The 23370-nt window shown below is 64.3% G+C and carries 29 protein-coding genes and 1 pseudogene; 12 read left to right on the forward strand and 18 right to left on the reverse strand.

The genetic code is table 11. From position 1 onward, the window contains the following. Nucleotides 1-140: 140 nt before the first annotated feature. Nucleotides 141-1475 (reverse strand): LysM peptidoglycan-binding domain-containing protein, encoded by a 1335-nt coding sequence (locus AC0YKC_RS19660; RefSeq protein WP_488512216.1) that lies wholly within the window; start codon nt 1473-1475, stop codon nt 141-143. Between AC0YKC_RS19660 and AC0YKC_RS19665 the strand changes: the two genes are divergently transcribed. Together AC0YKC_RS19665 and AC0YKC_RS19670 are read left to right on the forward strand one after the other, a co-directional pair. Further along, entirely contained in the window at nt 1462-1686 is a 225-nt protein-coding gene (locus AC0YKC_RS19665) for a hypothetical protein (RefSeq protein WP_488512217.1), read from the forward strand. The two genes, AC0YKC_RS19660 and AC0YKC_RS19665, sit on opposite strands and share 14 nt — an antisense overlap. 212 nt (nt 1687-1898) lie before the next feature. Beyond that, nucleotides 1899-2510 carry an LOG family protein gene (locus tag AC0YKC_RS19670; RefSeq protein ID WP_434721889.1) on the forward strand — a complete coding sequence of 204 codons (612 nt, stop codon included), beginning with the start codon at nt 1899-1901 and terminating at the stop codon, nt 2508-2510. 108 nt (nt 2511-2618) lie between these two features. On the opposite strand, the gene AC0YKC_RS19675 is transcribed toward AC0YKC_RS19670, so the two are convergent. Next, complete coding sequence (locus AC0YKC_RS19675; RefSeq protein ID WP_488512218.1) at nt 2619-3506, reverse strand: LysR family transcriptional regulator; 888 nt, start codon at nt 3504-3506, stop codon at nt 2619-2621. Nucleotides 3507-3623: 117 nt separating this feature from the next. Here AC0YKC_RS19675 and AC0YKC_RS19680 point away from each other — a divergent pair, with 117 nt between their 5' ends. Next, the gene (locus tag AC0YKC_RS19680; RefSeq protein WP_320295010.1) at nt 3624-3914 is read left to right on the forward strand and encodes a muconolactone Delta-isomerase family protein; all 291 of its coding nucleotides are present in this window, start codon (nt 3624-3626) and stop codon (nt 3912-3914) included. Nucleotides 3915-3953: 39 nt separating this feature from the next. Here AC0YKC_RS19680 and AC0YKC_RS19685 read toward each other — a convergent pair whose 3' ends face one another. Further along, nucleotides 3954-4328 (reverse strand): hypothetical protein, encoded by a 375-nt coding sequence (locus AC0YKC_RS19685; RefSeq protein WP_488512219.1) that lies wholly within the window; start codon nt 4326-4328, stop codon nt 3954-3956. Between the two features lie 183 nt (nt 4329-4511). On the opposite strand from AC0YKC_RS19685, the gene AC0YKC_RS19690 reads away from it, so the two are divergent. Next, nucleotides 4512-5282 (forward strand): pyrroline-5-carboxylate reductase, encoded by a 771-nt coding sequence (locus AC0YKC_RS19690; RefSeq protein WP_488512220.1) that lies wholly within the window; start codon nt 4512-4514, stop codon nt 5280-5282. Between the two features lie 312 nt (nt 5283-5594). Here AC0YKC_RS19690 and AC0YKC_RS19695 read toward each other — a convergent pair whose 3' ends face one another. After that, nucleotides 5595-6311: a FadR/GntR family transcriptional regulator gene (locus AC0YKC_RS19695; protein WP_434721885.1), complete on the reverse strand. Its 717-nt coding sequence runs from the start codon at nt 6309-6311 to the stop codon at nt 5595-5597. Nucleotides 6312-6561: 250 nt separating this feature from the next. Here AC0YKC_RS19695 and AC0YKC_RS19700 point away from each other — a divergent pair. Both AC0YKC_RS19700 and AC0YKC_RS19705 read left to right on the forward strand, forming a co-directional pair. Then, nucleotides 6562-6735, forward strand: a pseudogene (locus AC0YKC_RS19700) (L-idonate 5-dehydrogenase); the annotation flags it as partial. A gap of 128 nt (nt 6736-6863) precedes the next feature. Then, nucleotides 6864-7646, forward strand: coding sequence for a glucose 1-dehydrogenase (locus AC0YKC_RS19705; protein WP_488512221.1), 783 nt, complete (start codon nt 6864-6866; stop codon nt 7644-7646). Nucleotides 7647-7664: 18 nt separating this feature from the next. Here AC0YKC_RS19705 and AC0YKC_RS19710 read toward each other — a convergent pair whose 3' ends face one another. The 4 genes from AC0YKC_RS19710 to AC0YKC_RS19725 form a co-directional block, all read right to left on the reverse strand. Further along, nucleotides 7665-8147: a DoxX family protein gene (locus AC0YKC_RS19710; protein WP_434721883.1), complete on the reverse strand. Its 483-nt coding sequence runs from the start codon at nt 8145-8147 to the stop codon at nt 7665-7667. Nucleotides 8148-8398: 251 nt separating this feature from the next. Then, on the reverse strand, nt 8399-8860 hold the full coding sequence (locus AC0YKC_RS19715; RefSeq protein WP_434721882.1) for a tetratricopeptide repeat protein: 462 nt from the start codon (nt 8858-8860) through the stop codon (nt 8399-8401). A 36-nt stretch (nt 8861-8896) separates the two neighbouring features. Further along, complete coding sequence (locus AC0YKC_RS19720) at nt 8897-9868, reverse strand: MBL fold metallo-hydrolase (RefSeq protein ID WP_488512222.1); 972 nt, start codon at nt 9866-9868, stop codon at nt 8897-8899. A gap of 225 nt (nt 9869-10093) precedes the next feature. After that, nucleotides 10094-10315 (reverse strand): DUF680 domain-containing protein, encoded by a 222-nt coding sequence (locus AC0YKC_RS19725; protein WP_488512223.1) that lies wholly within the window; start codon nt 10313-10315, stop codon nt 10094-10096. A 360-nt stretch (nt 10316-10675) separates the two neighbouring features. Here AC0YKC_RS19725 and AC0YKC_RS19730 point away from each other — a divergent pair, with 360 nt between their 5' ends. Further along, nucleotides 10676-11671 carry a transporter gene (locus tag AC0YKC_RS19730; RefSeq protein WP_488512224.1) on the forward strand — a complete coding sequence of 332 codons (996 nt, stop codon included), beginning with the start codon at nt 10676-10678 and terminating at the stop codon, nt 11669-11671. Nucleotides 11672-11681: 10 nt separating this feature from the next. Here AC0YKC_RS19730 and rarD read toward each other — a convergent pair whose 3' ends face one another. From rarD to cysS, 9 genes are all read right to left on the reverse strand, one after another. Beyond that, the gene (gene rarD, locus AC0YKC_RS19735; RefSeq protein WP_320295001.1) at nt 11682-12611 is read right to left on the reverse strand and encodes an EamA family transporter RarD; all 930 of its coding nucleotides are present in this window, start codon (nt 12609-12611) and stop codon (nt 11682-11684) included. Between the two features lie 311 nt (nt 12612-12922). Beyond that, nucleotides 12923-14536: a citramalate synthase gene (cimA, locus tag AC0YKC_RS19740; RefSeq protein WP_488512225.1), complete on the reverse strand. Its 1614-nt coding sequence runs from the start codon at nt 14534-14536 to the stop codon at nt 12923-12925. Continuing rightward, nucleotides 14533-15009, reverse strand: a complete 477-nt coding sequence (locus AC0YKC_RS19745) for a GFA family protein (RefSeq protein ID WP_320294999.1) — start codon at nt 15007-15009, stop codon at nt 14533-14535. Before AC0YKC_RS19745 ends, cimA begins: the two co-directional genes overlap by 4 nt. 21 nt (nt 15010-15030) lie before the next feature. Next, a complete protein-coding gene (gene pip / locus AC0YKC_RS19750) occupies nt 15031-16005 on the reverse strand; it encodes a prolyl aminopeptidase (RefSeq protein ID WP_488512226.1) in 975 nt (324 codons plus the stop codon). After that, a complete protein-coding gene (locus AC0YKC_RS19755; RefSeq protein ID WP_320294997.1) occupies nt 16002-16478 on the reverse strand; it encodes a GFA family protein in 477 nt (158 codons plus the stop codon). The genes pip and AC0YKC_RS19755 overlap by 4 nt, the downstream gene beginning before the upstream one ends. Further along, on the reverse strand, nt 16475-16966 hold the full coding sequence (locus AC0YKC_RS19760; protein WP_320294996.1) for a GFA family protein: 492 nt from the start codon (nt 16964-16966) through the stop codon (nt 16475-16477). Before AC0YKC_RS19760 ends, AC0YKC_RS19755 begins: the two co-directional genes overlap by 4 nt. Nucleotides 16967-16999: 33 nt before the next feature. Continuing rightward, complete coding sequence (locus tag AC0YKC_RS19765; protein ID WP_320294995.1) at nt 17000-17386, reverse strand: VOC family protein; 387 nt, start codon at nt 17384-17386, stop codon at nt 17000-17002. Continuing rightward, nucleotides 17383-17781, reverse strand: a complete 399-nt coding sequence (locus AC0YKC_RS19770; RefSeq protein ID WP_320294994.1) for an endonuclease domain-containing protein — start codon at nt 17779-17781, stop codon at nt 17383-17385. Before AC0YKC_RS19770 ends, AC0YKC_RS19765 begins: the two co-directional genes overlap by 4 nt. 202 nt (nt 17782-17983) lie before the next feature. Further along, the gene (gene cysS, locus AC0YKC_RS19775) at nt 17984-19426 is read right to left on the reverse strand and encodes a cysteine--tRNA ligase (RefSeq protein WP_488512227.1); all 1443 of its coding nucleotides are present in this window, start codon (nt 19424-19426) and stop codon (nt 17984-17986) included. Between the two features lie 391 nt (nt 19427-19817). On the opposite strand from cysS, the gene AC0YKC_RS19780 reads away from it, so the two are divergent. Beyond that, nucleotides 19818-19973 carry a hypothetical protein gene (locus tag AC0YKC_RS19780; RefSeq protein WP_488512229.1) on the forward strand — a complete coding sequence of 52 codons (156 nt, stop codon included), beginning with the start codon at nt 19818-19820 and terminating at the stop codon, nt 19971-19973. Between the two features lie 113 nt (nt 19974-20086). Here AC0YKC_RS19780 and AC0YKC_RS19785 read toward each other — a convergent pair whose 3' ends face one another. Next, a complete protein-coding gene (locus AC0YKC_RS19785; protein ID WP_488512230.1) occupies nt 20087-20848 on the reverse strand; it encodes an SOS response-associated peptidase in 762 nt (253 codons plus the stop codon). Between the two features lie 117 nt (nt 20849-20965). Between AC0YKC_RS19785 and AC0YKC_RS19790 the strand changes: the two genes are divergently transcribed. The 4 genes from AC0YKC_RS19790 to AC0YKC_RS19805 all read left to right on the forward strand — a co-directional run bounded on the left by AC0YKC_RS19790 (nt 20966) and on the right by AC0YKC_RS19805 (nt 23370). Further along, the gene (locus AC0YKC_RS19790; protein ID WP_488512231.1) at nt 20966-21388 is read left to right on the forward strand and encodes an NUDIX hydrolase; all 423 of its coding nucleotides are present in this window, start codon (nt 20966-20968) and stop codon (nt 21386-21388) included. A 74-nt stretch (nt 21389-21462) separates the two neighbouring features. After that, a complete protein-coding gene (locus tag AC0YKC_RS19795; RefSeq protein WP_488512233.1) occupies nt 21463-21840 on the forward strand; it encodes a TIGR02301 family protein in 378 nt (125 codons plus the stop codon). Nucleotides 21841-22195: 355 nt separating this feature from the next. Beyond that, nucleotides 22196-22453, forward strand: a complete 258-nt coding sequence (locus AC0YKC_RS19800; protein ID WP_040984202.1) for a hypothetical protein — start codon at nt 22196-22198, stop codon at nt 22451-22453. A 131-nt stretch (nt 22454-22584) separates the two neighbouring features. Beyond that, nucleotides 22585-23370, forward strand: coding sequence for a hypothetical protein (locus AC0YKC_RS19805; protein ID WP_320294989.1), 786 nt, complete (start codon nt 22585-22587; stop codon nt 23368-23370).

Here is a 23370-nt window from a genome sequence, read left to right on the forward strand (position 1 = left end):
CGATCCGCGTAACCCCTGAGGGCCAGCGGTCATCAAATCGACCGCATCAAAGGCCGAATACATGACCGCTCCAGACTTGCGCCGTCGCCGCTATTTTGCCTCTTGCCCAAGAGGGGCCGTCCATACAAGACGAAGCGCCCCTACTCCGTCTTCGCCGGCGCGGCTGTCATCTGCTCGCCCATGGCCTTCATGTCGGCATCCTCGCCTTCCTTCGACTTGGACGGCACCTTGAACACCTGGCCCGGCCAGATGCGGTCGGGATTGCGGATCTGGTCCTGGTTGGCGAGATAGATGGTGGAATAGCGCACGCCGTGGCCGTAGACGCGGCGCGAGATGCGCCAGAGCGTGTCGTTGCGGCGGATGATGACGGCGGCGCCGTCGGCATGTTCGAGCTTTGGCGCGACCGTCTCTGGCACGTCTGTCGAAGGCGTCGCCTCGGCGACCTTGGCGGCGGCCTCGCCGGTCGCAGCCGGAGCTGTCGTCTCGGATGGCTTGGTTTCAGCGGTCGCAGCAGCGGCTGGCGCCTCGGCGGCCGTTGCCGGCTTGGCCTCCGCGGCCTGAGACCCGGCGCCCTGGACCTGTGCGAGCTTGGTCTCGGCAGGCTTGGCCTCGCCTGTCTTTGTTTCGGTCGGGGCGACGGCGGCGATTGACTCGCCGGGCTCGCGCTCGAACGGCACGGCGGCGCGGGCGACGACCTTGACGCCGTCGTCATCCAGCCCGTCGACATGGATGGTGTAGTTGCCGACCGGAATGTCGCGCGTCGCCTCGATCAGGAAATGGCCGTCGGGCGAGGTTTTCGCGTCGCCGAGCAGGATGGCGTCGGCATAGGCGCGCACCTTACGACCGGGATCAGCCGTCCCGGCGACGAAGATCTTGCTGCCGTCGATCTCGACCGCTTCGACGGCGATCTTGGGCTCCGCCGCAGCGGCCGGCGGAGCAGACGCCTGGTCGGTGGCGGCCGGCGCGGTCGCAGCCGGGGCTGTATCCGAGCTCGACGCAGCCGGTGCGGGCGTTGCCGGAGCCTGCTTCGCCGGCGCCGCAGCCTGATCGGTCGCGGCCGGCGCCGCCGGCTTGGTCTCGGCCTCAGGGACGGTGATCAGCTGGGACGCCTTGCCGGGTTCCTCGACCATCGCCAGCACCTGGCCCGTCGGGCTCTGCGGCACCGAGACGACCGCGGTCTGGGCCGAGGCGACAGCCGTGCCGCCAACCGTCTGGCGCAGCGTGATCGTATAGTCGCCAGGCTTCAACGGGTTGTCGAGCACGATGGCGAAGGCGCCGTCAGGACCGGAATCGGTCGATCCAAGCACGGTGCCGCCATTCAGGATCTCGACCTTGGCGTTGGGCGCGGCGCTACCGGCGACGACGAGCGAACCATTGCTCTCGACGCGCACGACATCGAAGGTCGGCAGTGTCGGACCAGCCGCGGCGGCGGGCGCCTGGGCGGCCGGAGCCGCCGCGTTGTTGGCCGATGCCATTGTGTTGGCCGGCGCCATGGCGTTATTCGCCGGCGCCATCTTATTGGCAGGCGCCATGGTGTTGGCTGGCGCCATCGTGTTGGCCGGAGCCATTGTGTTCGCCGGAGCCTGGGGCACGCGCCCCTCTGTGCTCGTGCTCGAGGATTCGGCCGGTTTCGCATTGGTTTGCGGCAGCGCCGCGACCTGCGCCGGTTTCTGGTTGTTGATGTAAGGGTCGAGCGCACCCGACCCGTAGGCGACCGCCGCGACGGCGACAACGCCGCCCGCCGCGAACAAAAACGCCTTAGAAGGATTGATAGCCATAATTCCGTATTGCCCCCTTAGCCACCTAACGCCCGGTCTAGCGTGTTTTCCCGAGTCCGACAAGAAAAAGCCCGTCCGCGGGCTTGACCGCGCCAACCGTCCCCATCACCAATCATCGCCATGAACACGATTCGATCCGTCTGCGTCTATTGCGGCTCGTCTCCGGGCCGCGACGAGGCCTATATCAAGGCCGGCCACACACTCGGCCGCTCGCTTGCCAAATCCGGACTGCGCTTGATCTATGGCGGCGGCACCAAGGGCATCATGGGCGCCGTCGCCGATGGCGCGCTCAAGGCCGGCGGCAAGGTCACCGGCATCATCCCGCGCTTCCTGATCAACAGGGAGGCGACCGAGACTGCGCTCGACAAGCTCGACGAATTGCTGATCACCGACAACATGCACGAGCGCAAGCACAGCATGTTCGAAAAATCCGACGCCTTTGTGGCGCTGCCCGGCGGCATCGGCACGGTGGAGGAGATCGTCGAGATCATGACCTGGGCGCAACTCGGCCATCACCGCAAGCCGATCGTTTTCGCCAACGTCAAGGGCTTCTGGGACCCGATGCTGGCGCTGCTGGAGCACATGTCGGCCGAAGGCTTCATCCACACCGCGCAGCGGGTGAAGCCGCTGGTGGTCAACGACCCGGAAGCGATCGTCGCCGCCATCATGGTGGCCGGATCGTCGGTCGACGCGCCGACGGAGGGCGTAAGGGCGGTGATCGATAAGATGTGAGTAGTAAGTGGTGAATAGTGAATGGTGAATGGTGAGGCTGCGCAACTTTGCGCCGCCGTCTACTGAAGGCCTTCTATTCACTATTCACTATTCACTATTCACTATTCACTATTCACTATTCACTGCCTCCCTCAAATCCCCAATCACCGCCCTTCGATCCTGCCGCCGCCAGGCGAGATGGATCGACACGCTGCGCTTGAACCATGGCAGGTCGCGGAAGATCACGCCGGTGGGTGCTGCGCTTCGCAAGCTTTCCTGGACCGTGGCGAGACCGAGGCCGGCGCTGACCAGGCCGAGCGAGGTCAAGGGATCTGCCGTCTCATAGGCGATATCGGGCATGAAGCCGGATTCGGCGCAGGCCGCCAGGAACTGGGCGCGGTTGGTGTCGCCAGGCTGGCGCACGACGGTGATCCAGACGCGGCCGTCGAGGTGGCCGGGCGCAATGTCGGCGACATCGGCGAGCGGATCGCCCTCCGGCAGCGCGAGCACCAGCGGCTCGCGCCGCACCAGCATGCTTTCAACATCCGGATCGCCCTCCGGCGCCGGCGAATAGACGAAGCCGAGATCGAGCACGCGCTGCCGCAGATCCTCGAATTGCGCGGCCGTCCGCCGGCTGCGCAATTGCAGATGGAAATCCGGCCGCGCGCGGCGGAAATCCCGCAGCATGGCGGCGACCAGTCCGGAATGCACCGCGCCCTCGACATAGCCGATGGCGAGGCTGCCTGTGGCGCCGCTGGCGAGGCTGCGGCCGAGCTCTTCCAGCCGCGCCGCGTTGGCAAGCAAGGCGCGGGCCTCGGCAAGGAAAGCCCTGCCCTCGGCGTTGAGATGGACGCGCTGTTTGGCCCGCTCGAACAGGGCGACGCCCAACTGCTCCTCGAGCTGGATGATCTGCCGGCTCAAGGGCGATTGCGAGATATGCAACTGCTCGGCGGCGCGACCGACATTGCCGGCCTCGGCGACGGCGACGAAATATCTGATCTGGCGCAGGTCGAGCATCTTTTTTGCTCTCCGGTTCAAGACCTCAAAGATCTCAACTATAGCCTAATCAGTCTTGGACAGTCTGGCTAGTCAGCGCGATATCTCCTGGCATCAACCACCACAAAGGAGACCGCCATGCAGTTCTTTGCCCTGCTTACGCGCAACACCCAGAAGTTCGGCGACGCCGATTTCGCGCCGCTGCTGCCGCCAGAGTCCGAGCAGCGCAAGACACTCTATGCGCAAGGCGCCGTGCGCCAGATCTGGAACCGCGGCGACATTCCCGGCAGCGGCATGATGTTCGAGGCTACCGACGAAAAGGAAGTACGCGGCCACCTTGCCACGCTGCCGTTGATCGAGGCCGGCATGATGGACATCGCGGCGATCGTGCCGCTCAACCCTTATCCCGGTTTCGGGCCGAAGCGGTGAGCCAAGCCTTATCCGCGAGGTTGCCGTAGATCGGCAGCCTCACGGCCAGGCTTCCTGCATTGCGTTCACCGACAGCCACGCCATCGCGGGCAGCGCGACGAGCAGCGCCAGCCGCATGCCAGCGGATCGCGCCTGGTCGGGGTCCTGGCGCTGAAGCCGGCGCCAGATCTGGAAGGCGGCGAAGAGAATGAGCAGCGCATAAAAGCCGGCAAGCACCCACAATGCCGTCTCACCGGATATCGCAATGCCGTTATTCTCCAGCACCTTGCCGACCAGCATAGCCGGCCCGGCGACGAAGAAGGCGATGGCGATGCCGAACAGGAAGCCGATCATGCCGCCGGGGAAAGGCGTGGCCGACAGTGCCACGAGCACCGCCAGCAGGATGAGCAGGGTGATGAACGCGCGCTGGCTCATGGCCACATTCCCCGATCGGACTCAGCGAATGTATCAGGCCGGCCTTAATCGCACGTAACGGCCATGGTCGGCGCTTTCCCGGTGCTATCCGGGCCACAGTTTGGCCGGGATCGATCCCGCCCTTGCCGGCAAGGGAACCGTCGCTATTGTCGGCCACGATCCGAACAATGGGGCGAAACATTCATGAAACTTGGCTTTGTCGGCACGGGCAGGTTGAGCTCGGCCATCGTCGCCGGGCTGAAATCGTTGCCGGGCGAGACGACGCCGGTGGTGGTCTCGCCACGCAACGAGGTGATCGCCGCCGAGCTTGCCGCCCGCTACCCGGACGTGCGCATCGCCGCCGACAACCAGGCCGTGCTCGACCAGTGCGACACGGTCATGCTGGCGGTGCGGCCGCAGATCGCGCGCGAGGTGCTCAAGGCACTGCGGTTCCGGCCGGACCATCACGTCGTCAGCCTCATCGCCACGATATCGCGCGAAGAGATCGCCGGCCTCGTGGCGCCGGCGGCGCATGTCGGCAAGGCGCTGCCGATGCCGATGATCGGCCACCTGCAGGGCGCGACGCTCATCTGTCCGCCGGACCCGATCGTGGCGCCGCTGTTCGGCAGGCTGGGCGATGTGATCGAGGTCGAGGATCAGGGCGAGTTCGACGCGCTCAGCGTCGTCACCGCCACCTATGCCAGCTATTTCAAATATCTCGACACGATCCATGCCTGGGTGCGCGGCCAAGGTGTGCCGGGCGACAAGGCTCGCGACTATATCACCAGCATCTACAAGGCGCTGGCCAACGCGCCCGACACGGCGCCTGGCCAAGACTTCATGCGCCTGTCGCAAGATTACGCGACGCGGGGCGGCATCAACGAGCAGGTGCTGCGCGAGTTGACCGAGCACGGCACGTTCGAGACTTTTGCGGAGATCCTCGGCCGCGTGCACCAGCGTATTACCCGCGAGTGATTGGGATTACTCCGGCGCTTTTAGACAAATGGCCACAAGGCCTTACGAGGCGATCGAGCGCGGGGCTGCTGAGCCGGACCGGGCCTTCCGCCATTCGCATTGGCGCACCAAAACATTGGCCGGGAACAAAGCCTATGCGTTAGCGTTGCCTCACATAACGACAATTTGGAGATCGTCATGCTGCGAGGCGGATTGCTTTGGCTTATCGGGATTCCTTTGCCCGTGATTCTCATTCTTTGGCTGCTGGGCTACCTGCACTAGCCACCGACACCAGGCAGGCCGGGACGATATGCGCGTTCCGGCCTGAACGATTCAACTGGCGCCAGTTAGCTCAACGGCGGTGCGCACGCGGGCGAGCACTTCGCTCAGCATGTCGTGCATGGCCTTGCGCGCCCGGGCGGCGTCGCCGGCCTCGATCGCCCTCAGCACCTTGCCATGCGCGTCGAGGTCGCCGACCGGGTGGCCGAACAGCGCGTTGGTGGTCGGCACGCTGTATTGCAACGCGGTGTGGATCAGCGCCGAGAGCGGCAGGAAGAAGCGGTTGCCGGTGGCGGCGAGCACCGCCTCATGGAAAGCCGCATCCGACGAGACCGGATCGCCCTGGCCAGAGGATGCCGCGCGCATCGCCTCGAAGGCCTCGCGGATAGCGGCGATCTCGTCCGCGTTGTTACGGCTCGCCGCAAGCGCCGCCGCCTCGCATTCGAAGGCAAGGCGCACTTCCAGAAGCTCGGTGATGAAATGGCGTGGCGTCGCGCTGGCGCGCAGCCAGCCCAGCACCGAAGGATCGAGGAAGTTCCAGTCCTTCAGCGGCCGGATGCGCGAGCCACGCCGGGGACGGGTGAGCAGCAGGCCCTTGGCCGAAAGGATCTTCACCGCTTCGCGGGCAGCGCTGCGGCTGGCGCCGAAGCGGGCGCAGATCTCTTCCTCGCCCAACAGTGTCGCGCCGGGCGGAAACAGTCCACCGAGAATCTCGCGGCCGAGAATATTGGTTATCTCATCGGTTACCGACGAGGTCTGGTTGCCTGCCATTTGTCCCGGCCCATGTTCTGTTTTGACGCAATTCCGGACACAAAACCGCTCTCACTTTTCCTGGAATTGCTTTGGCTCTTCACGCCACTGTTACACGTGTGGGATCGACACCGCATTGACTAATTATCAAGGCGCACAGCTCGGCCTATTAATCCGATTTATCAGATGAATTGGATTGAACGCAGCCGGGCTTTGCTGCTAGCTGTGGGAACAGAAATTTCGGAGAGCCGGTTTGTCGCCCACGTCCTCGATGCGCGCTGTGGTGCTGCGCCGGCCGCTCGACCTCCATGTGGAGGAGCGAGCCGCCCCCTCGCCCGGCCCGGGCGAAGTGCTGGTGCGCATCACGCGCGGCGGCATCTGCGGCTCGGACCTGCACTATTTCCGCCATGGCGGCTTCGGCACCGTGCGCATGAAGGAGCCGATGATCCGTCGACCTGATCGGCACGGGCCGCATCGACGTCGCGCCGCTGCTCAGCAACACGCTGCCGCTTGCCGAGGCGCGAAAAGCCTTCGAGCTGGCCAGCGACAAATCACAATCGATGAAGGTGCAAATTGCGTTCGACTGATTATCTCGGCCGTCTCTTCGGCCTCGAAGGCAGGCATGCCTTCGTCACCGGCGCCAGCCGCGGGCTGGGCCTCGCCTTCGCGGAGGCGCTGGCCGCCGCCGGCGCGCGCGTCACCATAGGCGGCCGCAAGGCCGACGAGCTCAAGGCCGCCGGCGACCGCCTGCGCGCCGAGGGCTATACCGCGGCGGAAGCCGTGATCGACGTCACCGATACGCAATCGGTCGACGCGGCGATCGCGGCGAGCGAAGTGGGCACCGGGCCGATCGACATCCTGGTCAACAATGCCGGCATCCAGCGCCGTGCGCCGCTCGAGACTTTTTCCGACGCCGACTGGGATGCACTGATGGCGACCAATCTCGACGGCGTGTTCAAGGTCAGCCGCGCCGCGGTGAAAGGCATGATCCAACGCCGCAAAGGCGTCATCATCAATGTCTCGTCGGTGCAGAGCGCCCTCGCCCGCCCCTCGATCGCGCCTTACGCGGCAAGCAAGGGGGCGATCACCATGCTGACCAAGTCGATGGCCGGCGAATGGGGCCAGCACGGCATACGCGTCAACGCCATCGCGCCCGGCTATTTCAAGACCGAGCTGAATGCTGCTCTGGTCGCCGACGAAAAATTCTCGATCTGGCTCACCGGCCGCACGCCGATGCGGCGCTGGGGCGATGTCGAGGAACTCGCCGGCGCCGCCGTGTTCCTTGCCTCCGACGCCGCGAGCTTCGTGACCGGGCAGACGCTGCTGGTGGATGGCGGGATCACGAGCGTGCTGTGACGCGCGGCCGACGTCTCGTCAAACCGGCAAGCTCGTCTCCCCCACCGACAGATGTTGCTCGACGGTCGGATCAATCTTGGCACCCTTGGCGAAACCCGCCAGCAACCGATCGACCGACAGCCGGCCCGAACCGGCCAGCGCCAGGATAAACATGCCGCCGGCAATGGCGAGGTCCTTCTCGAAATGCAGAAGCTCGTTCTGGCTGGCGAAATTGGTGTGGAAGAGGGTGGCCGTCATCAGGCAGAACAGGCCGAGCCCGATCGCGCCCAGCCGCGCCAGGATGCCGAGCGCCACCGACAGGCCGGCGCCAAGCTGCAGCAGGATGGTGGCGACAAGCAGCGGCGTGCCGACGCCGAGCGCGGCCATCGCCTTCTGGGCCCCCTCGAAATGCGTCGCCAGTTGCAGTCCCTCATGCACGAAGATCAGGGACAGGAGCAGGCGGCCGGCGAGCAGGACCGCGTCCCTGGCGTGAAGTTTTTCGGCAAGTTCGATCGGTGTCATGGTCGGCTCCAATCCTTGGAAACAGGCATCTTGGAATTGAGCGGGAGCGCCACCCCGTCCGCATGGACGCGCGCCTGCGCGCTCGGGTTGAAGGGTCGGAGCCGGCGCGAGGGAGAGGAACGCCGGCTCCGGTTTTCGGGCGCTACCGCCGTGGCGCCCAAAAAAGGTCGATGCTTATAGGTCCGCGCAAGGCCCTCTCCGGCCGCTTCGCGGCCACCTCTCCCCACTTTGTGAGCGAGGAAGCAGGCCGCCTACTTCGTCACCTTGGTATCGATGGCCTGCTTGAGATCGGAGAGCTCCTCGCAGCCCGCCGGGCAGAGTTTCTGCAACGAGGCGAGCTGCTCGTTGGCCTTGGCCATGTCGCCGGTCTCGACATAGAGCTCGCCCAGATATTCATGCGCCGCCTTGTGGTCGGGCTTAAGCTCCAGCGCCTTGGCGTAGTAGGTCAGCGAGGTCTGGTAGTCGCCGGTCTTGCGCAGCGTGAAGCCGAGCAGATTGTAGACGTCGGCCTGCTGGGTGTCCTGCGCGAGGTCACGTAGGTCGGCTAGCGCGCCCTTGTAGTCCTTGGCCTCGATCTTGGCTTTCACGGCCGTCAGGTCGGGCGCGTCGGCGCCTTCGATGTCGTCCACGGCATAGGCCGGAACGGCGATGGCGATGGGAGCCGCGGTCAAGACCGCAATGGCGCCGAGCACCGCGAAAAGTGCGTGTTTCATGGGAGTTGTCGCTTTCTGTTCAGGATCCGATTCCGATCAGATCTGGGTTGGGGTGAAGGCGTAGGCGTTGCCGTCCTTGACGAAGCTGCCTGTGCCGGGGAACGGGAAGTGCGAGCCGCAGATGCGGACATTGTCGGCGATCACCTGGTCAATGATCTTGTGGCGCGTGGCGATCGCCATCGGCCCGTCCTGGTCATAAGCGCCCTGCCATTCGGGATGCGGGGCGAGCAGCGCCGGCACGTACATGGTGTCGGCCGAGACGAGGAACTGCTCGGAGCCGGCATCGACATGGTAGACGGAATGGCCGGGCGTATGGCCGGGCGCCGCCATGAGGCGGATGCCGGGCACCACTTCGGTGCCGTCGTCGACCAGCTTCCAGTTCTTCCATTTCGGGAAGTTCTCGGCGATGCGCTTGCCGGCGGGCTTGCGGCCCTCGGGCAGCTTGGCCAGGCGGCTCGGATCCGTCCACCAATTGTACTCGGTGGCGTTGACGATGAGCTCGGCATTCGGGAACACCGGATCGTTGGTGCCCTTCTCCATCAGGCCCCAGACATGATCCGGGTGGAAATGCGAGATCATGATGGTGTCGATCGCCTTGTAGTCGATACCGGCGGCCTTCATGTTGGCCGGCAGATGCGTGGCGTTGGCCTGCCACTGGCCGACGCCGGAGCCGGCATCCATCATGATGGTGCGGCCGTTCATCTGGAGAACGACGACGGTGAGCGGGATCGGCATGAACTCGGTGGTCAGCCCCGCCTTGGCGAGCGCTGCCTTGGTGTCGTCGACCGACACGTCCTTGATGAAAGCCGGGTCGTGCGGCTTGCGCCAGATGCCGTCATAGACGGCGGTGACCTCGAGCGAGCCGACCTTGTATTTGTAGAAGCCGACCAGCGGCTCGACCGGGGTTTCGGCGTGAGCCGCGGGCGCGAATTCCAGCTTGCCGGCAATGCCGAAGGCGGCGGCGGCGGCGGCGGATCCGAGCACCATGCGGCGTGTCATATTAAACATCAGAAATCTCCTCTTATGGCTTGCGGGTTTGCTTCATGTTTCAGGCGGTATGAGAGAATGGCGGAGGGCCCGGTGCGACCCTCCGCCGACTGCGGAAGCCGGCGCCGGCCGGTCCGACTGAAGACCGGTCCGGCGCCGGGAGATCGGGGCTTCCGGATCGTGGAGCCCGGAGTGAGGCGTGCCTTCCTCACACAGGGATCAGGACCTTTGGCCCCTCACTCCAACTCAGTGACCCCAAATGCCCTGGCCAGGCTCTTCCGCAGCAATCCTGGCCGCCGGCTTCATGTCGTGGCGGGCCATTTCGGGCTTCGCGATGGAAGCGGTCGTGGTGATGTCGACGGCAACGGCCTGCTGGCCGGCATTCGTCGCGGAGAAGTGGTCGCTGCCGGCGAAGGCGCCGCTGGTGGCGACGAGAATGGCGGCTGCGGCAAAGACGATCTTGTTCATGTGCGTATTCCTTCCGGTTTGGTTGGTGCGTGCCTTGGGAGGATGGCCTCGCTACACAGCAAGACCCGGAAGGCCCGGGGTTTATTCCCGGGGCGCGGAAGAATTTTTTGGGTCGCACGAAATCAGGACTGAAGCCGCCTAGAGCATGACGCCGAAAAGTGTGAAGCGGTTTTCGGATGACATCATGCTCTATCTCTTTGATTTGGAGACGGATTCAGATTTCAGGTCGACGACCTGAAATCATCCGGCTCTGGCGTCAGCCGTCATCGAACTGTCACACCCAACCGGGTGGCGCATGCTAGAAACGCTGCCTGGCCGCCCCCCGCGACCCCGACCGCATCAAGAGCCGGCGAAGCCGTCATGAACGTCGCCCTCCCCGCCGAAGGCACAGACCTCTCGCCCTACCTGCCCGACGAGCACGGGCTGTTCTTCCTCTATCATTTCAAGGCCGACGGTTCCCGCACCAAGGATCCCGCCGAGGCGCACTGGAGCTGGCGCAGCTACCAGATCACCGACATGCGCGCCCGCCACGAGATCGGCGCCGAGCAGGCTTTGCCTACGCCGGTGCGCGATGCCTTCCTGTCGCCCAGCCATGGCTGCCAGATCGATTTCGAGGACGACTTCCTCTATGGCGACCTCCCCGACCTCAGGCACGATTTTGCCGAATCGCGCGGGCTCACCCACTTCCGCTTCGCCTTCAACGACAAGATGCTGGTCGGCGCCCGCAAGCAACCGCTGGAATCGGTCGACAAGGTCCGCAAGCTGGTGGAGAGCGGCACGCGAAAATTCCGCACGCCGGCCGAGCTGATCGAGGCGGTGATGGGCCAGTCGCTCGACGGCATGGCGGCCGAGCTCGACAAGATGGGCGACACGCTCGATGGCATCGAGGACCGCATCGTATGCGATGCATGGCATAATGAGCGCCAGGCGCTGGTCGACGCGCGCCGGCAACTGGTGCTGATCCACCGGCAGATGGCGACGCTCACCAACCTCTTCCGCCATCTCGACCATTCGCATCGCAATGAATTGCCGGACCCGATCAACGACATGGCGACCAGGCTCTCGCACCGGGCGCACACGCTGCACCATGATGGCGAGCAATTGCAGGCGCGCACGCGCCTGTTGCAGGACGAGCTGATGGCGAAACTCACCGAGCAGTCGAACCAGCTGCTCTATATCCTGTCGGTCATGACGGCGGTGCTGTTGCCGATGACCATCATCTCCGGCCTGTTCGGCATGAATGTCGGCGGGTTGCCGCTGGTCGACACGCCGCACGGCTTCTGGGTGGTGACGGCGATCTCGGTCGTCATCGCCGGCATTGTTTATAAGATCGTGCGGCGGCTGGGGCGGGTGTAGCGCGCCGATCCTATCTCGTTGCCGGCGCTGCCTGGCGGACCTCGCGGCCCCTGAACATCGACCAGCTATACATGGCCAGAGCCGCCCAGATCAGCGCGAAGGCGATAGCCTGTGTCGTGCCGAACGGCTCGCCGAAGATCAGCACGGCGATCAGGAACACCATGGTCGGCGCGATATATTGCATGATGCCGATCGTGGACAAGCGCAGCAGCCTGGCGCCGAAGGCAAACAGCAGCAGCGGCACCGCGGTGACCGGGCCGCAGCCGATCAGCAACGCGGCGTCGGCGCCGGTGCTGGAAATCAAATGATCCTGGCCGGTGGCGATCAGGTAGGCGAGGTAGCAGAGCGCCGGCACCGAGAGCAAAAGCACTTCGAGCAGGAAACCCTGGCTCGGGCCGATCGGCAGCGTCTTGCGGAAGAAGCCGTAGGCGGCGAAGGAAAAGGCGAGCGCCAACGAGACCCAGGGCAATTTGCCGGCCTCGACGGTGAGCACCGCCACCGCGATCGCGGCCAGCGCGACCGCTGCGATCTGCAGCCGGTCGAGCCGCTCGCCGAGCAGCACGGCGCCGACAACGACACTGACCAGCGGATTGATATAATAGCCGAGCGCGGTCTCGACGGTACGGTCGACAGCGATCGCCCAGACATAGATACCCCAGTTGATCGAGATCAGCACCGCCGTCAGCGCCGCCATGGCAAGGCTCTTCGGCGAGCGGATGGCCGCCTTGAAGTCGGCGGTGCGGCCGGCCCAGATCAGCACCGCCGCCGCGATCGGCACCGACCAGACGACGCGGTTGGCGATCACCTCGGCAAGCGGCAGATGCGCCACCGCCTTCATGTAGAAGGGCAGCAGCCCCCAGAGGAAATAGGCGCCAAGCGCCAGGAGGAAGCCGCGGCGACCCCTGGCGTCCTGATCGAGATCGGCTGTAGCAGTGATCATGGCCCAACGCTATGGCCCAGCGGACCGCCCAAGACCATCACAAAATTATGATGGATCAATGGACTTCTTGTGATGGTTCAAGCGAGCGCAAGTTCCTCGCCCCACGCAGTGGGGAGAGGTGGCCCGGCGAAGCCGGGACGGAGAGGGGTCGGCGCGGCGGCTGACAATTTGCCGCAAAGGACAAAGCTGGTTTGTGACCGGCCTCGCACCCCGTCTTGCATCGGCTCTGGCTTCGCGGAGGGCGCCCCCCTCTCCGTCCCGGCTTCGCCGGGCCACCTCTCCCCCGCCTTGCGGGGGCGAGGAAAGGAGCCCTACTCCGCTGCCACCAGCCCGGCCATTTCGCGGTTCTTCATCAGCTTGTAGACGATCGAATCCATCAGCGCCTGGAAGGAGGCGTCGATGATGTTTTCCGACACGCCCACCGTCCACCAGCGGGCGCCGGTGGAATCGTGCGATTCGACCAACACCCGGGTGATGGCCTCGGTGCCGCCGTTGAGGATACGCACCTTGAAGTCGGCAAGCTCGAGATCGACGATCTCGCTCTGATATTTGCCGAGGTCCTTACGCAGCGCGATGTCGAGCGCGTTGACCGGGCCATGGCCTTCGGCCACCGACATCTTCTCCTCGCCGTCGACTTCGACCTTCACGATCGCCTCGGAGACGGTCTTCAGATTGCCGTTTGCGTCGAAGCGGCGCTCGACCATGCAGCGGAAGGAGGTGACGTTGAAGAACTCCGGCAGGCCGTGCAGCATTTTTCGCGCAAGCAGCTCGAAGGAGGCGTCGGCGCCTTCATAGGCATAGCCTTCGGCCTCGCGCTCCTTGACCACTGCGATCAGCGCGTCGAGCCGGTGATCGTCCTTCGGTACATCGATGCCGCGCCGCTTCAGCTCGGCAAGGAAATTCGCCTTGCCGCCCTGATCGGAAACCATGACTCGGCGACGGTTGCCGACGGCTTCCGGCGGCACGTGCTCATAGGTCGCCGGTTCCTTGGCCAAAGCGGACGCATGGATGCCGGCCTTGGTGGCAAAGGCCGAGGAGCCGACATAGGGCGCCTGCGCTTCCGGCGCGCGGTTGAGCAATTCGTCGAACGCGCGGGAAAGCCTCGATATTCCGGTCAGCGCTTCGGCCGAGATGCCGGTTTCGAAGCGATCGGCGAAGGCGGGCTTCAGCGAGAGCGTCGGGATGATGGAGATCAGGTTGGCGTTGCCGCAGCGCTCGCCGATGCCGTTCAGCGTGCCCTGGATCTGGCGCACGCCGGCCTCGACGGCGGCCAGCGAATTCGCCACCGCCTGACCTGTATCGTCATGAGCATGGATGCCGAGATGATCGCCCGGGATGCCGCCGGCGATCACCTTGCCGACGATTTCGCGCACTTCCGAAGGCTGCGTGCCGCCATTGGTGTCGCACAGCACCACCCAGCGCGCGCCGGCCTCGTAGGCCGTCCTGGCGCAGGCCAGCGCGTAATCGGGATTGGCCTTGAAGCCGTCGAAGAAATGCTCGCAGTCGACCATCGCCTCCTTGCCGGCCGCGACCGCCGTTTCAACCGAGGTCTTGATCGACTCCAGGTTCTCCTCATTGGTGCAGCCGAGCGCGACACGCACGTGATAGTCCCAGCTCTTGGCGACGAAGCAGATGGCGTCGGATTTCGACTGCACCAGCGCTGCCAGCCCCGGATCGTTGGAAGCCGAGACCCCTGCCCGCTTGGTCATGCCGAAGGCGACGAATCTCGCGCTCTCCGTCCGCTTCTTCTGGAAGAAGGCGGTGTCGGTCGGATTGGCGCCGGGATAGCCGCCCTCGACATAGTCGATGCCGAACGCGTCGAGCAGTTTGGCGATGGCGATCTTGTCCTCGACGGAAAAGTCGATGCCCGGCGTCTGCTGGCCGTCGCGAAGGGTGGTGTCGAAGAGATAAAGGCGTTGCTTCATCGGAGATTTCCTGGGGTCGACCATTCGCTCGTGTCATGATCGGGATGCTGAAAGGGGCGGCGGCGTAGAATCTCTTCCGGAGAAGCTGAACTTTTCACCTCCGGCAAGCCGGCCAATCGATTGAACCATGGCATGCGAGCCCCAGCCCAATGTTGCCGAATTGGTTCCAAGCGCGTGGGGTCGTCGAGACTGCCTATTGAAAGGTCGATTGTTTCGACATTTACATGCCAGAAAGTCAGCGGGGTTCCGCATTCGGCGCAGAAGCCACGTTCTCCCACCTCCGAACTGCGGTAGAGGGCTGGCCGGCCACGAGTCCATTCGAGATCCGGAAGATGCACTTTGAAAAAGGGCCAAAACACCGAGCCGACAGCTTTCTGGCACATCCGGCAATGGCAGATTGCGGGATCGGCGGCGTTACGCGCGCTGTAGCGAATAGCGCCGCATTGACACCCGCCAGTGAGTATTTCGCCCATTTTTTTCAGCTTTCGACGTACCTAAGTTGCATTGCCGCCAGCGAACCGATCCGTCGCCCGGATCAGCCGATCCAGAATCCCGGGCTCCGAATAGGCGTGCCCTGCCCCCTCGATCAGATGAAAATCCGCTTTCGGCCAGGCCTTGTGCAGCGCCCAGGCATATTTTGCCGGGCACGGCATGTCGTAGCGGCCATGGACGATGGTGCCGGGGATGTCCTTCAGCCTCCAGGCGTCGCGCAGCAGCTGTCCCTCCTCCAGCCAGCCGGCATGGACGAAATAATGGTTCTCGATGCGGGCGAACGCGACCGCGTAGTCGTCCTGGCCGAACGGCGTGCTTGTCTCCGGCTCGGGCAACAGCGTGATCGTCTCGCCTTCCCACAGGCTCCAGGCAAGAGCCGCGTCGACCTGAGCCTTGCGGTCGGAGCCGACAAGCCGCTTGCGGTAAGCGGCCATCATGTCGCCGCGCTCGGCCTCGGGGATCGGCGCCAGGAAGCGTTCCCACTTGTCCGGGAACATCTCGGAGACGCCGAACTGATAGTACCATTCGAGCTCGGCGCGGGTGAGCGTGTAGATGCCGCGCACGACGAGCTCGCTGACGCGCTCCGGATGCGTCTCGGCATAGGCGAGCGCCAGGGTCGAGCCCCAGGAGCCGCCGAAGACAAGCCATTTGTCGAAGCCCGCCATCTCGCGCAGGCGCTCGATGTCGGCGACGAGATGCCAGGTGGTGTTGGCCTCCAGCGAAGCGTTGGGCGCCGACTTGCCGCAACCGCGCTGGTCAAACAGGACGACGTCGTAGAGTTTCGGGTCGAACAGGCGCCTGTGCTTCGGCGAGATGGTGCCGCCCGGACCGCCATGCAGGAACACGGCGGGCTTGGCGCCCTTGGTGCCGCAGCGCTCCCAATAGATGGTGTGGCCGTCGCCGACATCGAGCATGCCGGACTCGAACGGCTCGATCTCCGGATAGAGCGTGCGCAAGGAACTGTTGTGGATCGTCATAGTTTCAAGCCCTGCTGCGGCCAGTTGGCCGTCTCGTGGTCGGGATGCTGGAAGGAGATGATCTGCTCCTGACGTCGATAGAAATCGGGGTCGTCATGGACCGGCGCCTCGAAGATCTTCTCCACCCAGGGCAGGCGAACCGCGTAGTTGACCTGGATCTGGGGCGCGAGGTCGGAGCGGTCGTCGAAGGCGCCGATGGCGATCTCCAGCGCGCCCGGCTGGCGATAGGTCAGCGGCGTGCCGCAGCGCGCGCAGAAGCCGCGGTCGATGTTGACCGAGGACTGGAAATAGCTCGGCTCCTCATGGGTCCATTCGACGCCGTCCTTCGGCACCGTCACCAACGCGCCGAAGAAGGAGCCGAACTGCTTCTGGCACATGCGGCAATGGCAGATGGACGGGCGCCCGAGCTTGCCCTTGATGCGGAAGCGCACAGCGCCGCACTGGCAGCCGCCTGTTCGAACTTGATCGGTCATGGTCTTTCCTCCGGCGGCCATTGGTCGGTGTCGTGATCGGGATGCTGGTAGGAGACGAGTTCGGCGAGATAAGGCGCCGAGGCGATATCGGCCATCGTGTCCTCAGACGGCAGTTTCGGGATACCGTCGACGTAGGGAAGCTTTGCTTCGACGCCCCATTGGATGGTCGGCGCGATGCCCGTTGGATCGTCGAAGGCGGCGATCGCCAGCGCCATGCCGTCCGATGCCTCGAAGGTCAGCGGCGTGCCGCATTCGGCGCAGAAGCCGCGCCAGGCGGCATTCGACGAGCGGAAGCGTTTCGGTTCGCCGCGCGTCCAGTCGAGCGTGGCGCCGCGCACCGAAACCAGCGGCAGATAGAAATTGCCACTCGCCTTCTGGCACATGCGGCAATGGCAGACCGAGGCGTCGCCAAGCGCGCCCTCGACGCGGAAGCGCACGGCGCCGCATTGGCAGCCGCCGGTGTAGACCGGCCGGTTGTCGAGGCTCATGACACACTCCCGATCATGGGCTGCTTTTGGGGCTCACTCCGGATCATGGCAGACTGCCTCGACGTTGTTGCCGTCGGGATCGAAGACGAAGGCGCCGTAATAGTTGGGGTGATAGTGCGGGCGCAGGCCAGGTCCACCATTGTCCTTGCCGCCGGCGGCAAGTGCTGCCGCATGGAAGGCGTCGACCTCGGCGCGGCTGCGCGCGGTGAAGGCGACGTGTTGGGTCGATCTCGGCTTGTCCGTGCTGTCGCTCAGCCAGAACACCGGCCGGTCGCGGCCATAGCCGCCAACCTTGGCGCCGCCGGTATATTCCTGAGGCACCATGTAGAGCAGCGAAGCCCCCAGCGGCGCCATCGCCTTGTCGTAGAAAGCCTTCGAGGCGCCGAAATCGGAAACGGTGATGCCCAGATGATCGATCATAGGACGAGATCCTCCGTTGGTGGCGCGGGCGCATCGGCCAGGCCGGCCACGATGACGATATGCTGGCAGACATTGTCGATATCGCGGATCACGTCGTCGTTCCAGAAGCGCAGGATGGTCCAGCCTAACGTTTCGAGCTTCGTGGTTCGCACGACGTCGGAAGCCGAAACTTCTTCATGAGCGTGCTGCGAACCATCAATCTCGACGATCAGCTTTTTGTCAGGGCAAGCAAAGTCGACGATATAACCTGCGATAGGCATTTGCCGCCGAAAGGAAAGGCCCATCAGCCTGTGTGCCCGGACTTCGTTCCAGAGCTTCAGTTCGGCATCTGTCATTTCCTTGCGCATCTTGCGCGCATTGCCGCGATTGATCGGGGATACCCGATGATGGGTCATCGCGAGGCCCCCCTCTCTGCCCTGCCGGGCATCTCCCCCTCAAGGGGGGAGATCAGCAGCTTCGCCGACGGCGCCCGACCTTCAACGTCGGCGATTGGCGAAAGCCAAGGCGACGTCCAATCTCCCCCCTTGAGGGGGAGATGTCCGGCAGGACAGAGAGGGGGGCCTCGCTCAAACCTCTCCATCATGCGAGCATCCACCCTCACCGCTTGATCTCCCAGCTCGTCACGCGTTCGCCGGTGACCGGGTCCTTGGCGTCCTTCAGCTGCACGCCCTGCGCCAGCAGCTCGTCACGAACCCGATCAGCCTCCGGCCAGTTCTTCGCCGCGATCAGCGCCAGACGATCCGCGATCGCCTTGGCCACGGCAACCTCGTCCACCTTGGCCGCGCCCGTATCGAAGCCGAGGAAGGCCAGCGCCGCCTTCAGCGAAGCGGCGGCGTTCTCGCCTCCGGCATCGCTTGCCTCGCCGGCAAGCTGCGTCAGCCGCTGGAAGGCTGTGTAGGTGGCGAGATCGTCGGACAGCGCTTCCACCACCTCCGCCGGCAGGTCCTTCGCGACCGCGGGTGCCAGATCCGCCGCGCGCTTCCACTTGCGCAGCGTGTTTTCCGCCTCTTCCAGCTTGCGCACGGAGAAATCGATCGGCTCGCGATAGTGCGTCATCAGCATCGCCAGCCTGAGCACCTCGCCAGGCCATTTCCTGCCGCCGAAAGTCTCGGTCTCCAGCAGCTCATGGATGGAAAAAAAGTTGCCGAGGCTCTTCGACATCTTCTGGCCTTCGACCTGCAGGAAGCCATTGTGCATCCAGACATTGGCCATGACGTTGGTGCCGTGCGCGCAGCGCGACTGGGCGATCTCGTTCTCGTGGTGCGGGAAGATCAGGTCCAGCCCGCCGCCATGGATGTCGAAGACTTCGCCGAGATAGGCGGCCGACATGGCCGAGCATTCGATGTGCCAGCCGGGCCGGCCCCTGCCCCATGGGCTCTCCCAGCCGGGCTCTTCGGGCGAAGACAATTTCCACAGCACGAAATCGCCGGGGTTCTTCTTGTGCGCATCGACCGCGATGCGCACGCCCGCCTGCTGTTCGTCGAGATTGCGCTTCGACAATTCGCCATAGTCCGGCATCGAGCCGGTGTCGAACAGCACCTCGCCGCCGGCGACATAGGCGTGGCCGCGCTCGATCAGCTGCCGGATCAGCGACAGCATGTCGGCCTTGCCGTCGGCCCGGGGCGCGACGAACTCGGTCGCGCGCGGCTCGTAGGTCGGCTCAAGGCAGCCAAGCGCGGCGACATCCTTGTGGTACTGGTCGGCAGTCTTTTCGGTGACCTTGCGGATCGCATCGTTCAGCGACAGCTTTCCGGCCGCGATCTCACCGCCGAAGTCGCGCAGCGCCCTGGCGTTTATCTTGTCGTCGACATCCGTGATGTTGCGCACATACGTGACGTGGCTTTCGCCGTAGACTTGGCGCAACAGACGGAAAAGCACATCGAAAACGATCGCCGGGCGCGCATTGCCGATATGGGCAAAGTCGTAGACGGTCGGGCCGCAGACATACATGCGCACATTGTGCGGATCGATCGGAACGAAACGCTCCTTCGCCCGCGTCAGCGTGTTGTAGAGGCTGAGGCCCTTCGATGCGTCAGACATGCGGTCCCGGTCCTTGGTTTGGGTTCACTGAAACCAGCTCCGCGCCGAAGGCGCAAAGCAGGCTCCAGCCTGCTGGCCGGGGCGTTTTTCCGATCTGGGTAAAGATGAGGCGAAAACGTCCGGACCAGCGCGAGGCTAGCCAATAATGCAAATGCCACAAATGGCGAAAGACGTTTTCATGCGCGGCTTTATCGCGCCGGCGAGTGTTGCCGTCAAGTCGCTCCGCTCAGGAAAGACGTCGCTGAATCACAGGTAAAGACAGGCCGAAACATTTTATTAAACATGTCGGCACAGTGATGAAACATTCGCCGGCTAGACCGCCAGTTGTCACGATTTGGTCGGAATCGGCCGCCAAACGCTCAACACGAAACCGTTACCAGGGAAGAGAATCATGGCTCGCAACAAGCAGGAACAGATCCGACAAACGCAGCCCGCACTGGCCAGCCACTACCGCGCGATCGGCCCGGCGGCAATCGTCGCGGCCCTCCTCCACACCGCGAAGAAGAAGAAGCCCGCGCAGAAGATCGTTTCGCCGCGCGCTGCCTGAAAAGGCACGACCGGCACGGTCCCCGACAATGGGGATGCCGGCGATGAGGGCGCCAGAGTGCGCCCAGGAGATGAAGGCCTCCGGAAGCAGCCTCGCCAGGCTGGTAACCTTCGCTAGAATAAGCTCATCTGGTTTTCGTCCGCGCCAGGCATCTGGCGCCTGGGCTTTTCGGCTTGCGGCGAAACGATGCCGCGCTCCTGAATCTCCGGCCCGGTGTTGGCGACCTTGTTGACCAGGTCGGAAACCGGGACAGCCTCGAAGAAATCGGGTTCCGCCGGCTTCAGCAGATCGAGCACGTCGCGCGGCTCCTGCGTGCGGCAATCCAGCCAGCGGGCGAAGTCGCGTTCCTCGATCATCACCGGCATGCGGTCGTGGATATGGGCGATGCCGGCATTGGCTTCAGTCGTCAGTATAGCGCCGGTGTCCATCTCCGAGCCGCCCGGTTCGGCATAAGTCTCGATCAGGCCGGCGAAAGCGACCACGCCGCCGCGTCGCGGGCGGATCCAGTAGGGTTGCCCCTTGCAGCTGCCCGACTGCTGCCACTCATAGAAGCCCGATGCCGGCACAAGAGAGCGCCGGTGGCGCATGGCGGTCTTGAAGGACGCTTTTTGCAGCACCCCTTCGGAGCGGGCGTTGATGAGCAGCGGAAATGCCCTGGTGTCCTCGACCCAGGCCGGAATCAGCCCCCAGCGCACCAGCATCGCCTGGCGGTCCGGCAGGTTCGAGCCAGGTTCCCGCTGCGGCCCGGCAAGCGCCATCAGCACAGGCTGCGTCGGCGCGATGTTGTAGCGCGCCGGAAACTCCTCCAGCTCGGCAAGGCCGAGGAAGGCGGCGGTCTGGTCCGGCGTGGCGGTCAGGGCAAAGCGTCCGCACATGAATCTGGGCTCTTCGATTGACGTGCCATGAAAGTGGCGATGGAACCGCCGCGCCGCAACGGCTAAAGCTTGTTTCGCCCAATCGGTCCACAAAAGGCTGCAGAAAGATCGGCCCGCATGGAACAGCGCAGGATCATCATACCGGCCGTTTCCGTCGCCGTCGTGCGCGGCGGCACTGTGCTTCTGGTCAAGCGCGCGCGGGCGCCGTCGCAAGGGCTCTACGCCTATCCCGGCGGCAAGGTCGAGCCGGGCGAAACGTTGGCGCAAGCCGCGGCGCGCGAGCTTCAGGAAGAGACCGGGCTCGAAGCGACAGGTTACCGGCCGCTGCGCGACATCCATATCGACGGTCGTGCCGAGAACCACGCGGTCGACTATCTGCTGAGCGTGTTCGGCGCGGCCTATGCCGGCGGCGAGCCCGTGGCCAGCGACGATGCCGAGACGGCGGCGTTCTACACGCTGGCGGAAATGGCTGAGATGCCGCTTGCGGGCGACGTATTCTCGGTCGCCGAGGAATTGCTCGGGCCCGCCGCGGGCGCGTAGACACCGAAAAAATCGCCTTGCGGGCGACAAGATGTTTCGCCACAAAGCCTTAGCTCCCTCACGCCAAGGCTTTGATGACCCGCGCTTCTGCTCTTCTCGCCGCGTGCCTCGCCGTCAGCATGGCCGTTGCCGCGCGGCCGGCGATTGCCGCCGAGGCGCCGTTCGAGCCCGGGCTGATGCGGCTGGCGGAAGTGCTGGGATCGCTGCATTTCCTGCGCAATCTGTGCGGCGAGAAAGGCGACCAGTGGCGGACCGAGATGGAAAAGCTGCTCGAATCGGAAAACCCCGATCCCGACCGGCGCGCCCGCTTCATCGCCTCCTTCAACCGCGGCTACCGCTCCTTCAGCGGCATCTACACGCAATGCACGCCTTCGGCGACCGAGGCCATCGCCCGCTATATGAAGGAAGGCGAGACGTTGTCGCGCGACATCGCTTCGCGCTATGGGAATTGAGGCTGGATCTGCGGCCGCTGCGCGTTTTGCGCAGATTTTTTGCGACAATCGGCGCCAATGTGAGCTGCCTTATTGTCTCCTGTCCCACTCTGATGCAATCATGTGTTGCACTTGCGCAACAGCGTTAATGAAACGTTAGTGCGCGATTGTGGAATTAACTCAAACTGAAGGTTTTGATGCCCCAAGCCGGTCTAATCGGCTAAGCTCGAAACCGATTGAGCGCAATCTCACCCGAAATGTAGATTTCGACCGTAAAAATGTCGTATTTACAAAGACTTAAATGAGGCTGCGGACGAACTGACAGGTCAAGCTAGGTCCACTATCGGATCGCCGCTTGCGGAAGGTGGACATCGCAATGGAACATGGTGTCAGCGACATCGACGCGTTGGTCAGGGAAGAAAAGCGGCTGACCGCCGTGGAAAGCCACAGCGAAGCGTGGGCCGAGGGCCTGTCGGCCGGCATCGAACCTGAGATCATCGCCGAAGCGGCGCTTGAGACCGCTTTCGGCGAGATGTTGCGCGCCAATGGCGAGACCTCGGCGCTCGCGCTGCTCGACCGCATGCGGGAAAAGGTAATTGCCGGCGCGTTCGAGCCGGAACGGCTGAAGCACTAACCACCCGTTTCGACAACGACTTTTTGACCATGACTTTTTGACGGCGACACGCCATTTGGGCATCATGCCCATGCGCTCGGACATTCGGAGCGCCGGCCGGGCCGAACCCGGGTACCATGGAGAGGCAAGCGGTGAGATTTTCGATGTCGGGCCGGCCGCGCGGACTGACCCTCAGCATCCTGGTCGCCGCTTCCTGCCTGGCGCTGCCTCTGTGCCTCACCAGCACGCCTTCCTACGCGCTGAGCGAGATCCAGCGCGAGGACCTGCCTTCCCCGGTGACCCCGCCCGCCAATGGCGACGGCGCCACGCCCGGGGCTACCGTGCCGATGCCGGAGGCGCCCGGCACCAAGCCCTCGGACCAGCCTGCCGATGACACGGACAAATCGGAGCCGAAGACGCCGCCCGCCAATGGCGGCATCACCAGCCCGCGCGCCGATCCGGACGCACCGCCACCTGCGGTCGTCTATGACCTCAACACGCTTCCCGAACCGGTCAAGCGCATGCATGGGCTGATCATCGAAGCCTGTCGGACCGGCGACATCGAAAAGCTCAGAGCGCTGATCGGCAAGGGCGATTCCATGACGCAACTGTCGCTGGGCGACATCGACGGCGACCCGATCACCTTCCTGAAAAGCCTCTCGGGCGACGGCGACGGCCAGGAAATCCTCGCCATCCTGGAAGAGGTGCTTTCGGCCGGCTATGTCCATGTCGACACCGGAACGCCGCAGGAACTCTATGTCTGGCCGTATTTCTTCGCGCTGCCGCTCGACAAGCTCGATCCCAGGCAACGCGTCGAATTGTTCAAGCTGGTCACCGCAAGCGACTATGACGACATGAAGCAGTTCGGCGCCTACATCTTCTATCGCGTCGGCATCACCCCGACGGGCCAGTGGCTGTTCTTCGTCGCCGGGGATTAG

Source organism: Mesorhizobium sp. CNPSo 4661, assembly GCF_057784215.1.